This is a genomic window from Pyxidicoccus trucidator (assembly GCF_010894435.1).
Lineage (GTDB): Bacteria > Myxococcota > Myxococcia > Myxococcales > Myxococcaceae > Myxococcus > Myxococcus trucidator.
On the sequence record NZ_JAAIXZ010000009.1, the window covers coordinates 241,344 to 253,954 of the forward strand.

The 12,611-nt window shown below is 71.5% G+C and carries 7 protein-coding genes; 3 read left to right on the top strand and 4 right to left on the bottom strand.

The features are described 5' to 3' along the window. Positions 1-11: 11 nt before the first annotated feature. The 3 genes from G4D85_RS25495 to G4D85_RS25505 form a co-directional block, all read right to left on the bottom strand. A complete protein-coding gene (locus G4D85_RS25495; protein WP_164016502.1) occupies positions 12-1,508 on the bottom strand; it encodes an amino acid permease in 1,497 nt (498 codons plus the stop codon). Between the two features lie 109 nt (positions 1,509-1,617). After that, on the bottom strand, positions 1,618-2,313 hold the full coding sequence (locus G4D85_RS25500) for a hypothetical protein (RefSeq protein ID WP_205525696.1): 696 nt from the start codon (positions 2,311-2,313) through the stop codon (positions 1,618-1,620). A 95-nt stretch (positions 2,314-2,408) separates the two neighbouring features. Next, positions 2,409-3,119, bottom strand: coding sequence for a hypothetical protein (locus G4D85_RS25505; RefSeq protein WP_164016504.1), 711 nt, complete (start codon positions 3,117-3,119; stop codon positions 2,409-2,411). A 230-nt stretch (positions 3,120-3,349) separates the two neighbouring features. Here G4D85_RS25505 and G4D85_RS25510 point away from each other — a divergent pair, with 230 nt between their 5' ends. Both G4D85_RS25510 and G4D85_RS25515 read left to right on the top strand, forming a co-directional pair. Beyond that, positions 3,350-6,175, top strand: coding sequence for a hypothetical protein (locus G4D85_RS25510; protein WP_164016506.1), 2,826 nt, complete (start codon positions 3,350-3,352; stop codon positions 6,173-6,175). A 1-nt stretch (position 6,176) separates the two neighbouring features. Continuing rightward, a complete protein-coding gene (locus G4D85_RS25515; RefSeq protein ID WP_205525697.1) occupies positions 6,177-8,978 on the top strand; it encodes an amidohydrolase family protein in 2,802 nt (933 codons plus the stop codon). 109 nt (positions 8,979-9,087) lie between these two features. On the opposite strand, the gene G4D85_RS25520 is transcribed toward G4D85_RS25515, so the two are convergent. Then, a complete protein-coding gene (locus G4D85_RS25520) occupies positions 9,088-11,451 on the bottom strand; it encodes a WD40/YVTN/BNR-like repeat-containing protein (RefSeq protein ID WP_164016509.1) in 2,364 nt (787 codons plus the stop codon). Positions 11,452-11,715: 264 nt separating this feature from the next. On the opposite strand from G4D85_RS25520, the gene G4D85_RS25525 reads away from it, so the two are divergent. Beyond that, the gene (locus G4D85_RS25525) at positions 11,716-12,606 is read left to right on the top strand and encodes an RNA polymerase subunit sigma-70 (protein WP_164016511.1); all 891 of its coding nucleotides are present in this window, start codon (positions 11,716-11,718) and stop codon (positions 12,604-12,606) included. Positions 12,607-12,611 lie beyond the last annotated feature (5 nt).

Consider the following 12,611-nt stretch of genomic DNA (forward strand, 5'->3'; position numbering starts at 1 on the left):
CGCCCCGGCGCTCAGAGCGGACCGCCCAGGTCGGCTGGAGGAGGGCCCGCCGCGGCACGCTCCCCATGGCCGATGCGGGAGTGCTTGCGGCCGTAGCCGAAGTAGATGGCCAGCCCCAGGGCCAGCCAGCCGAGGAGGCGCAGCCACGTCTCCAGTCCCAGGCCCACCATGAGGGACATGCAGATGAGGATGCCCAGCACCGGCACCACCGGGACGAAGGGCGTGCGGAATGGCCGGGGCAGCTCGGGGCTGCGATAGCGCAGCACCAGGACGCCGCCGCAGACGACGACGAAGGCGAACAGGGTGCCGATGGAGACGAGCTGCCCCAGCAGGCCGATGGGAAACAGCCCCGCCACCACCATGGCCACCACGCCGGTCAGCAGCGTGGAGGCATAGGGCGTCTTGAAGCGCGGGTGCACGCGGGAGAAGAAGGGCGGCAGCAGTCCGTCGCGCGACATCGCGTAGAAGATGCGCGGCTGGGCCATCAGCATCACCAGCACCACCGAGGACAGCCCGGCGATGGCCCCCAGGCTGACGATGGGCCGCAGCCAGTTCAGCGACTCCCCCGCCTGGGAGATGGCCACGTACACGGGCTCCGGCACGTTGAGGGTGCTGTAGTGCGCCAGGCCCGTCATCACCGCCGCCATGAGGACGTACAGCAGCGTGCACACCGCGAGAGAGCCGAGGATGCCCGCCGGCAGGTCCTTCTGCGGGTTGCGCGTCTCCTGCGCGGCGGTGGACACGGCGTCGAAGCCGATGAAGGCGAAGAAGATGACGCCCGCGCCCGCCAGCACGCCGCTCCAGCCGAACTCGCCGAAGGTGCCGGTGTTCTCCGGGATGAAGGGCGTCCAGTTGGCGGGCTCGACGTAGAAGGCGCCGAAGCCGATGACGAGCAGCACCACCGTCACCTTCAGGAAGACGATGATGTTGTTGACCCGCGCGGACTCGTGGACGCCCACGACGAGCAGCACCGTCAGCAGCCCCACCAGCAGCGCCGCCGGCAGGTTGACGATGGCGCCGGTGAGGTGCGGCACGTGCGAGCCCGCCGCCACCTCGAAGGGCGCGGTGATGAGCGCCGGCGGCAGGTGCACGTGCAGGTAGTCGCGCAGGAACGCGGTGAAGTAGCCGGACCAGCCCACCGCCACCGTGGAGGAGGCGAAGAGGTACTCCAGGATGAGGTCCCAGCCGATGATCCAGGCCACCAGCTCGCCCAGCGTCGCGTAGCCGTAGGTATAGGCGCTGCCGGCCACCGGAATCATCGCCGCGAACTCGGCGTAGCACAGGCCCGCGAAGAGGCAGCCCAGGCCCGCCAGCACGAAGGCCAGGATGATGGCCGGCCCCGAATGCTGCGCCGCCGCCGTCCCCGTCACCACGAAGATGCCCGCGCCGATGATGGCGCCCACCCCCAGCAGCGTCAGGTGGAAGCCGGTGAGCGTGCGGCGCAGCTCGTGCCCGGCCCCCTCGTCGCCCTGGAGCTGGGCGATGCTCTTCTTCGACCAGATGCCCATGCGCGGCAGTCAATACCGGCGACTCCGCTGGAGGAAGCGCCGTGAGCGGCCGGCGCGGGCGAGTGTCACCCGGAGGGCGAAGCCTCCGGGCCCCGACGCTCAGGCGGGCCTAGATGCGGCGCCAGTCCTGGCGGACCGGCTGCTGCGTGCGGCGGTCCTCGCGCCTCTCGCGGCGGTCCTCGCGCTGCTCACGCCGGTCCTCGTGCATCTCCTGCCGCCCCTGGTTCAGCTCCTGCTGGCCCAGCTGGATGAGCTCCACGATGAGCGCGCGCTTGCGGTGCAGCGCCCCATCCCGACGCATGCCCTCCAGCTCCGACAGCTCCCGGGCGATGACCTGCCGCGTGCGCAGCGAGGCCGCCTCCACCCTCACGTCGCGGCGGTCGTCCGCCGCATCGCGGCGGTCGTCCCGACGGTCGTTCGAGTGCGCCCCACCCCGGCCCCAGGCCGCGTCGTTGCGGACCTCCCACCGCTCGGAGCGCACCTCGCGCTGGCTGCGCCGCGCCTCACGCACGTCCGCCGACAGCTCCGCGCGGCTCTCCGCCAGCTCGGCCCGGAGCAGCCGGTGCAGCGCGTCCTCCACCGCGCGCATCTCCCGCGCGTTCCCGCGCGCCCAGGCATTGTCAAAGCGATTGAGGACGGCCTGCAGCTCCTGCACGTCACGGCGGTCGTCGCGCTGCTCCCGACGGTCCTGACGGATTTCCTGACGGTCCTGGGAGCGCTCGACGTGGTTGCGGCGGGAGTCGGCGGCCTGCGCACTGCCAGCGAAGAGAAGGGCGGCGACCAGAGCGGAAGAATAGCGGTTCATGGGGGGTGTCCTCGTGGGCTGGGGGCCCGTTGTCGCGTTCGTACAGATGGACGGGACGGGCTCCACTTTATTCGAGGGCACCGGGACGGCCCTGCCTACATGGACTCACCCAGAGAGTCCGGCGGCTTCCGCCGCTCCTTCTCCCAGAAGTACCGGAACTCGGAGCCGAGCATCGCGAGCAGCAGGGCCGCGGCCAGCGACAGGAGCGCCCAGCCTGGCCAGGGGGATGGGTTGGTGAGCAGGAGCACGGCCACCAGCACCAAGGCGGCGGCGACGTTCCAGCACAGCGTGGCCATGTTCCAGAAGTAGAGCAGCAGCTCCGGGTCCTCGCGCTCGCGAGCCGTGGGCGCTGGCCCATAGACGTGCTCGCCCCAACTGTCGCGTGAAGCCTGCTTCAGTGAGAAGAGGGCCTTCGTCGTGCCCCAGTAGGGATGGCGGAACCACGAGTCGCCCGCGCCATTCCGGCTCCACTGCCAGGCGCCGAGCCGGAACATGAGGGAGCGCCAGACCCGCGCGACGGCATGGCAGAGCAACCCGGCGATGAAGACCAGGACGACGAGGGTGACGGCGAGCGCAAGCGCGGCGAGCCAGCCGGGCACGTCCTCCCCCTCCACCAGGGGCGACGCCCCCGCGCCGAGGATGTCCAGCAGGTTCCCCACGACGGCCTTCGACGTGGCGCCGTGGGACAGGAACAGGCCCAGGACAAGCACGGCCCCTGGAAGGAAGAAGGCGATATCGAAGACCCGGAAGAAGCCGCCGATGGCCTTCCACCCCGTAGTCACGGGCTCGGTCGGGGGTGCTGGCATGTCCGCGCCTCCCTTGTTCACGCCCGTCGCTGGCACCGGGCCCTGGTCCGAAGGTCGCGTCGCCCACGCGGGCCAGGAACTGCTCCCGGGTCCTGCACGGACGGCCGGGCGAGCGCGCGCGGGCCGCCGACGCCGGCCCATCCCTCCGGGCCGATGCCACCCCCCAACGCCCTCCCCCACTGTCGCCTGGAGCCCCGCGCCTGGCACCCGCGACATGAGGAGGACACGCCATGGAACCGCAAGCCCCGGAGCGCCTCCCGCACGACAGCGACCCCGAGCGCCGTCCCCGCCCGGAGGCGATGGCGCTGAGCTGGAAGGAGCTGCTGGCCCCCACCCAGGCGGCCATGGAGGAGCTCATCCACTGGCTGACCGGGGCCCTCGGCGAGAGCCGGACGCGGAGGACCGGCGCCTCGGACGCGTCTCCCCCCACCGTCCACGAGCAGCTCGCGACGAGCGTGCTCATCGCCGGTGACCGGGGCTTCGGCAAGACAACGCTCCTGCTGACGCTGGCGGAGGCGCTCCACCAGCCCGCGCGCTTCCTCCTGTCGCAGGCCGCCGCGGACGCGGAGCTGTCCTCCAGCGGCAGGATTTCCGCCGCGGAGAGCCACCCGCTGTACCGCCCGCTCCATCTGCTCGGTGAGCACCTGGTGATGCTCACGCCACTCGACATGGAGCCCCTGCCGGCGGAGGCCAACCTGCTGGCCACCCTGCTGGTGCGCGTGCGCGATGCGCTGAACGTGGCGCCCTCCAGCAAGGGGCGTGAGCGGCTCGCCTCCCCCGTCCTCCTGGAGGAAGGCGCGGACGAGCCCTGGAGTCAGATTGACCAGCTCGTCCGCGAGGCCACCTTCATGTGGGAGGACATCCCGGTGCAGGGGCAGGACCCCCGCCAGCGCGCGGAGTACCAGCTCCGGTCGGCGGAGCTCTTCGCCAGCTTCCAGGGGCGCTTCTACAAGGCCATCGACGCGGTGGCCCGGCACCTGGCCCGGCGCCGCTTCGGCTACGACAGCGACAGCGCCCATGAAGGCGTCATGCTGGTGCTGCCCATCGACAACGTGGACCGCAGCATCCAGCACCTCCACCTCATCCTGAAGCTGACGCGCATGGTGGCCAGCCGGAGGCTCTGGTTCCTCCTCGCCGCCGGCCGCCAGGAGTTCCAACTCTTCCTGGAGCGGACCTTCCAGAAGGAGCTGGCCGACTCCGGACGGCTGCTCCAGAGCGCGAACCGGAACGACCAGACGCTGGCCATCGCTCGCCGGCAGGCCGCCGCGGCCATGCGCCGCGTGCTCCCGCAGACGCATCGCATCGAGATTCGCTCCCTCACCGCCAGGGAGGTGTGGGATTTCCACGCGCCGGCCTCGCTGCTGGGCGAGCGCCAGGGCTCGAAGCCGCTCGGCGCGCTGCTCGCGGAGATTCCCCTGCCCGGCCGCGAGAGACCCACCGGGCCCGGGGAGCCGATACCCCCGCGGCGCTCGTTCGCCGCCCTCTTCGACCTCCGGGAGTGGCTCCATCCCGGGAGCACACTCCAGGTAGCGCCTGCCGAACCCCTCTTCACGGACGCCGCCCGGCTCGCCCTCACCATGTCGGCCCGGACGGCCCTGGACCTCTGGCAGGCGGTGCGCAAGGGCTGCTCCCGGAGCCGGCAGCGCGAGCAGGTGCCGACCTCCGGACGGGAGGAGGACGGGAACCAGGGCCCGGCGGCCTGCTCACGGCTCACCCTGGGGGGCGACGAGCCAGCCATCACCGTCAGCCACCAGATGCTCCTCATGGCCATCGACGAGAGCGACCTGCCGAGCTGGGCCAGCGAGCAGCTCCTGCACCGCCTCATCCGCTGTGACGTGAGGAAGCGCACCGTCCTGGACCTGACGGGCATGCCCATCCGCCGGCTGAAGCGCACCGCGCTGGCCGACGCGCTCGACGTGCCCCCGCTGGAGGGACACGGAGCCAGGGCGCCCGGAGCCAGGGTGCTGCGCAGCGAGCTGCACCTGCGCCACTTCCAGGACGCCATCCTCCAGCTGCACGACCTGGAGAACCCGGCCCGCTCCGTCCCGCTGCCTTCGAACGTCGCCGGCTGGTTCATGCTGCTGCACGACCTGCTCATCCGCACCGAGGAGCAGCGCGTCCTCAACCTGCAGGTCATGCCGCTCGACGTGGCCCCGGAGCTGGTGGTGAGCCAGCACGAGGCCCGGCTCGAGAAGGACTTCCTCTTCGAGCTCAACCTCTGGTGGATTCCCCCCGAGTGGGAGACCTTCATTGACTTCGCCATCTTCACCCACCAGTGGAAGGAGTGCTTCATCGAGCCGCGTCTGGCCGTGCTCCAGCAGGCCTGGGTCCACGAGCGCGGGGAAGAGACGCGGAACTCCTGCTTGCGGCTCATCCTGGCGGCCTGGGTCGACAACGTCTGCTCGGTGGCGGGAAGGCAGCGCGGTGGCTGGCAGCTGCCGCTGACCTCCACCTCCTCCGCGACCTCGCTCGAGGAGTACACGGGGGCAGTCGAGTCGTATGAGCAGGACGTCGCCCGGCATGTGCTGACGCTCTTCCAGGAGTGCCGCGACGCGCGGCTGCACCATGACCGCGCCCGCATCGCCTGGCGCTGGCTGAGGTATTCACTGCCCCTGATGCTCCAGCCGGAGTTCCTCCCGGCCTCCGTCACCCGGCCCCTCTGGGAGCTGCTCTCACCGGAGCTCGCGTGGGACACCGCGCTCCTTCAGCGGCGGCGCTTCGAGATGGTTCGCGCCGTGCTGCAGCGCTCCGACGCCTACCAGCGCCAGGAAGCGCTGTTCAATCGCGCCACCGGGCCGGGCGCGCAGCAGGCCCGCGACTTCCTCCTGGACTGCTGCGCGACCTGGTTCCGGTCCGTGGCCTCGCACTTCGATGGCCCCCCAGGCGCTCCAGGAGGGGCTCCGGAAGAAGCCCCGGCGCGGAAGCGCGCGGCCCCCACGCGGGTGCCCGCCCGGGGCGCGAAGACGGTGCGGCGGAGCGTCTCGGCGAAGGAGTCCCGGCGGAGTACGGACACTCCCGGCAAGTCTCGCCCGGGCTCCCGGAAGAGGCGGCGCTGACGTGAGCGAGCCGCAGTCACCTCCAGGCATGCCGCTGGCCCCCCGGCGCACGCCGGAGGCCTACGTCCGCGCGGAGGTCGCCAGCTTCCCCCTGGCCAGCCGCGAAGCGTTCCGCTCCGCCATGGTGCAGCTCAACCCCCTGCTCGACGGAGCCACGGGCGGCAAGACGCGGGCGCTCTGGGCGCACTGCGAGGAGCAACTCTCCCAGCACGCGGGAGGCTGGTCCCTGGACCGGCTCATCATCGCCCGCGACTTCTTCTGGTTCGGGTTCCTCCCGGGAGCCCAGCACGCCGTGGAGCCGCGGCCCGTCTCCATGGCGCGCTACCTGCGCACCCTCTCCCGCATCTACCTGGAGGCCGCCCCGGGACGCACCCGGCTGAAGCAGGGCTTCGAGACCAACTCCTTCGACGCGTCCACCCACTACCGCTGGCTCACCTTCGCGCTCCCCGAGGACCTGCTGCTGGCGGCCACCGACGCCGAGCCGCCTCCCACCGGCGTGGGCGCGGAGCCCCCCATGCTGCTGCGACACCTCGCGGACCGGGGGGTGGTGGAGATCCACCACCACATCGGCGCGGGCATGGACTTCCCCCTGCTGTGGGCCGCGCTCCAGGCGAGGCTCGCGGACCCGGCCCTCGCTCCGAGCGATCTGGACAGCCCCGCCCTGCCCTTCGACTCCGGCGAGCTGCTGCTGACCTGGCTGCTGGTCGCCGCCGTGAGCCGCTGCGTGCTGGCCGAGTTCCTCGTCCAGACGGGCGGCACCGGCCCCACCCTGCGCGGCTTCCTGAGCGCCCTGTCCACCGGCACGGACTGGACGTTCGGCCGGCGCCGCCTGCTCCTCCAGGCGCTCGACGCCCTCGCGGACGGACAGCGTGAGGAGCTGCCGGATGTCTACCGCCTGCGCGAGCTCTACCGGGACCTCCACCCGCTGCGGGACGGCCCCTCGACGAATCCCCCGCCGACGCTCGACGCGCTGTGGCGGCGCTGCGACCCCATCGCCGTCCGGCTGGGACTGCACATCCCCAATGGAGGAGAGCGCTGGCTGGTGCGCCACGCAATGACATACCTGGAGCAGCGCGAGCGGGAGCCGGGGGACGGGGACGCACTCTTCGCCCGCCTCTTCTGGCAGCTCCAGCGGGCGCGGTGCATCTACTACCGCTCCGTGGTGCAGCGGCCGATGACGGCCGGGCTCCAGTGGTTCGTCCGTTTCTATGACCGCCTGGGCTGGGCCCGCGTGCCGCTGCGCGCGGCACGCGCGGAGGTGTCCTTCGCGGTGGCGGGCAAGGGTCAGCCGCTCTCCGGCCTGGAGGTGCGCATCGCCCCTTCCGAGAGCCCCTTCGCGCTGGCCGAGGACCTCCGGGGCCTCACCCGCTCGTGGGCGTACGTGCTGGAGAAGACGCGCAGCCCGCGGCACGGCCGCCGCGAGCCGGAGTTCGGCGTCATCGTCCACCTGCTCAAGGAGAGGGACCTCCAGCGGCGCTGGGCGGCGGGCATTCCTCCCGGGGGCGAGCGGCAGACGCATGCCGAGCCCCACCCTCGCGGCGACCAGATCCGGCTGGGCGGCCGCTTCGCGGAGTTCTTCTCGCACCAGACGCGGCGGGCCCGCGCGCTGGTGGACCTGCTGCGCGCGGTGCCGCAGGCGCTCTGGCTGGTGCGGGGGCTGGACGTGGCGTCGGACGAGCTGGGCGTGCCCACCTGGGTGATGGTGCCCCTCTACCGGTATATCGAGCGCGAGGCGGCCCTGGCCGCCGTCGCTCCCGCCAGCCTCAACGCCCCGCCGCTGCGGCTGACGGCGCACGTGGGCGAGGACTTCCGCCACCTCATGGAGGGCATGCGGCGCGTCTACGAGTGCATCCAGTACCTGCTGGGCGGCGCGGGCGGCCGGCTGGGACATGCCACCGCGCTGGGTATCAACCCCCGCCGCTGGGCGGAGTCGACGGGCTCGGTGATGATGATGGCCGAGGAGCGGCTGTGGGACCTGGTCTTCGAGTGGCGGCTGTACAGCCGCTACCGCGTCGACCCCCAGCTCCAGGTGGAAGCCCCGTCGGGGCGGCCCGAGCAGGTGGAGAACCTCATCCGCCAGCTCTCCGGCAGCATCTTCCACCGCTGCCAGGAGCCCCAGGTGCTGGCCGAGGCGCACCACGTGCTGCACCAGCTCCTGTGCCGCCCCATCTCCCGCGTGGCGGCCGGGGGCAGCCTGGATGCGTTCGTCCGCGCACTGAAGAACCTGGACCCGGAGCAGGTGCGCAACTACCGCCAGGTGCGCCAGCTGCTCCAGGACTACCGCGAGGATGAGACGGTCTTCCTGCGCGGGCGGGACCTGGTGGACATCACCCTCGACGCCTCCGAGGTGTCCGCGCTGCTGGCCGTGCAGAACGCGCTGCGCCGCGAGGTGGGGCTGCGGGGGCTCGTCGTCGAGGTCAACCCGTCCAGCAACCTGCTCATCGGCGACATGATGGACCTGCGCAGCCACCCCATCCTCCGCCTCTTCCCCCCGGAGCGCGAGGAGGGTGCGCCCCCGCCCGTGCCCATCGCCGTGGGCTCGGACGACCCCATCACCTTCAGCACCTGGCTGCTCCGCGAGTACGCGCTGCTCCACGAGGCCGGGCTCATGGCCGGCTACTCCGAGCGCGTCGTCCACGACTGGCTGGAGACCATCCAGAAGATTGGCATGGACGCCCGCTTCACCGTGCCCTGGCACCCCTCCGCCCGCCGCCAGGCGGAGCGGCTCCTGGACGCGCTGGAGGACTACCTCCAGCTCCCGCAGAGCAGCCGGACCCGGTTCCCGGCGCCCGGAAGTGAGTAACCGAGGTCGGCGCGGAGTGGCCCCAGGGCGCGGCGGAGCCCGCTGAAGAAGAAGGGGCCCGGACCTCCCCGGTCCGGGCCCCATCCACTTCAGGCCGGTGTGGCCAGGACTACGGCCGCAGCTCCCAGACGGAGCGGCCGTACGTGGCGGCGCGCACCAGGCTGGAGTCCGGGAGGATCTGCACGTCCGTCACATTGACCAGCGGCATGCCGGCGCCGAAGCGGGTCCACGAGGCGCCCGCGTCGGTGGAGCGGTACACGCCCAGGTGGGTGGCGGCGTACAGCGTGGTGTTGCTGCCCGGGTCCACCGTGACGGTGTTCACCGGCACGCCGGCGGGAAGGCCGCTCTCGATGACCGTCCAGCTGGCGCCGAAGTCGGTGGACTTCCACAGGTGGCTCTTGGTCCCGTCCGCGGCCACCGAGCCTACGTAGAGGGTGTTGGCGTTGGTGGGGTCGAAGGCGAGGTCGCTCAGGCTCAGGCCGTTGTTCGGCAGGGCCGCCGCCTGCGTCCAGGCCGCGCCGCCGTTGCTGGTGAGGAACACGCGGCCGCCGCTGGCGACCGTGCCGATGACGTTGGCGTTGGACTTCGCCGCGGCCACGTTGCGCAGGAAGATGCCGGCGGGCAGGCCGCTCACGCCGAGCGCCGTCCACGAAGAGCCGAAGTTCGTGGAGCGGTACACCTTGGTGTTGGTGTGCGTGTAGATGGTGTTGCCCGTGGCGTCAGCCGCGCCTGGCGCCATGCGGGTGATGAAGGGCGCGGTGCTGCTGTTGTTGCACTCGGTGATGCCGCTGCACGCGGACACCCAGTTCAGACCGCCGTCGGTGCTGCGCTGGATGCGCGAGTAGTACAGCGAGCCCAGCATCAGGCTGCCGTTGGTGGGGTGGATTTCGCAGTCGAAGCCGTCGCCGCCAATCTCCTGGTTGTAGACGGCGGTGTCGCTCACGCGCACGCGGGTGCCGTTGTCCTGCAGGCCCGCGATGACCGCGTTGCGGTTGGCCCCGGAGATGCCGATGTCGTAGATGAGGTGCGAGGCGATGCCCACGTTGAGCGCGTCGCTGAAGGTGGCGCCGCCGTCGCTGGAGACGAAGATGCCGCCGTCGTTGCCCACGTAGAGCTTGCCGGACGCGTCGTAGGCCGCCGCGTGGAAGTCCGCGTGCACGTACGGCAGGCTGAACTGGCCGAGCCAGTTGGAGACCTGGTAGTACGTGGAGCCACCGTCCGTCGTCTTGGCCATGTGCAGCGCGCCGCCGAAGAACACCAGGTTCGGGTTCGTCGGGTTGACGATGAGCATGTGGTCATACCAACCCTGCCCATTGAAGAGGGTGCTGACGGTGCGGCCCTCGGCGTTGCCGTTCTTGTAGCGCTTGGCGCCCGCGCCCAGCGCCGTCCAGGTGGTGCCGCCGTTGGTGGACTTGAAGATGTCCGCCAGGCCGCCGCTGGGGTCGGCCGCCAGCGCGTACACCGTGTTGCGGTTGGAGGGCGCCGCGGCCAGGGTGATGCGCTCGATGCCCGCGCTGGCGGTGACGCCGGTGCCGCGCGTCCACGTGGCGCCGTTGTCGCTGGAGACCCAGATCTGCCCCTGGTAGGTGCCGCTGGCGGCCAGGGGGTCCGCGTCGATGGCGGCGACGAACTTCGTGCCACCGGCCCACTCCACGGACCAGCCGTACGCGGCGCCGGCAAAGCCCGTGCTCAGGGAGATGGCGGACCAGGTCGCGCCCGCGTCCACCGAGCGGAACAGGCCCGCGTTGGTGGCCGCCAGCACGATGTTGCTGTTGCCCGGCGCGACGATGAGGTCCGGGATTTCGGTGGCGCTGCCCAGGTACACGGGGGCGAACCAGGTGTTGCCGCCGTCGGTGGACTTCACCAGGCCGATGCCCGTGCCGTCGAACGGGTCGCCGAGGCCCAGGTACAGCGTGTTGTTGTTGTTCGGGTCCATCGCCAGCGAGCCCGTGGACAGGCTGCCCAGCGTCTCCGACCTGGGAGTCCAGGTCGTCCCGCCGTCGGTGGTCTTCCAGACGCCGCCGCCCGAGAACGCGACATAGATGATGGCCGGGTTGGCGGGGTCGATGACGATGTCGCGCACCCGGCCCGTGTCCGTCTTGTTCAGGCTGTAGCTGCCGTTCTGCATGTAGTTGGCCTTGGTCGGGCCGATGTTCACCCACGTGGTGCCGGTGGCCGCCAGCGAGGCGGACGGCTCACCCGCGGGGAGGATGGGCGAGCTGGTGCCCGGCAGCAGGGACGCGTACGTCGCGCGCTCCTTGGCCGCCGCCTCGTTCATGTGCTTGCGGAAGGCCGCCGACCACGGGCCGCCCTTCTTCGACTTGCCGTACGCCTTGCCGTAGGCCTCGTTGTACCACTCGTCCATGGCCCGCCGACGGCCGTTCGGGTCGTCCTTCTCCGCGGCGACGGACGCCCCGCTCAGGACCACTGCCGCTGCCGCGATCAACCGCTGCCACTTCTTCAGCTGAGACATCCGTGCTCCTGCTCGTGATGGGTCAACGCGCTGCCGGGGGGATTTCGACGGTACCGCATTTTCAGTTTATTAGAATATAACAAGGAAGACTGGGAATCCTTTGAAGGCAAAGGAATCAGGTTTCTGTTGCCCGTCTCCGGGGCGGTGGGCGCGGTCGGGCAGGACCCGCCGTGCTCGCCTGAATTTCCCGTCCGGTTTTGGGAGACTCCGTCCTGCCCCGAGCGGCCACTTCACACGGGGCTGTACGCTGCTGCTTCGCACCCCATGAGCACCTCCTTCGTCGCGCCCGTGCAGGCCTTTCTCGAGGGCGCAGCGCGCGCCTGTGCACCGGACGAGGCGGACACCCTCGGCCCGCTGCTGGAGGAGGTGCTGGCACGCGGACGCGACGCGTGGCCCGGGGTGCGCGTGGCCGAGGAGGACTTCGCGCGCCACCTGGGCACGCGCGTGGCAGCGGAGGGGACGCTGGCGGACGGCCTGCGCGCCCTGTACGTGGAGGACCTCTACCTCGCCTGGGCGTGCCTCGCCGGAGACCGGGCCGCGCTCGACGCCCTCCAGCGCGTGGTGCTGGTGCCGGTGGGGCGGGCCGTGCGCCGGGTGGACGCCACGGAGGCCTTCGTGGACGAGGTGCTCCAGCTCACGCGGATGCGCCTGCTGGTGGGCGGTGGGCGCCAGGGCCCGCGCCTGGCGGAGTATGCCGGGCGGGGCGCGCTGCGGCGCTGGACGGAGGCCGTGGCCCTGGGCGTGGCGGTGTCGCTCAAGCGCGGAGCGGTACGCACGACGCCGCTGGACGACACGCTGCTCGTGTCGGAGCTGCGCACCGCGGACCCGGAGCTGGCGTTGATACAGGAGCGCTACCGCCCCGCGTTCCGCGCCGCCTTCGCGGAGGCCCTGGCCGGCCTGTCCGCGCGTGACAGGAACCTCCTGCGGCTGAGCCTGGTGCAGAACCTGGGAGTGGAGTCGCTGGGCACGCTCCACCAGGTGCATGCCTCCACCATCTCCCGCTGGCTGGCGCGCGCCCGCCAGTCCCTCCTGGAGGACACCCGCGCCGGCGTCGCCCGGAGGCTGGCGCTGACCTCCTCGCAGCTCGACAGCCTGCTGCGCGTCATGGACGCCAGCCTCGCGTTGAGCCTCACCTCCCTCCTGGACGAAGGGTGACTGCC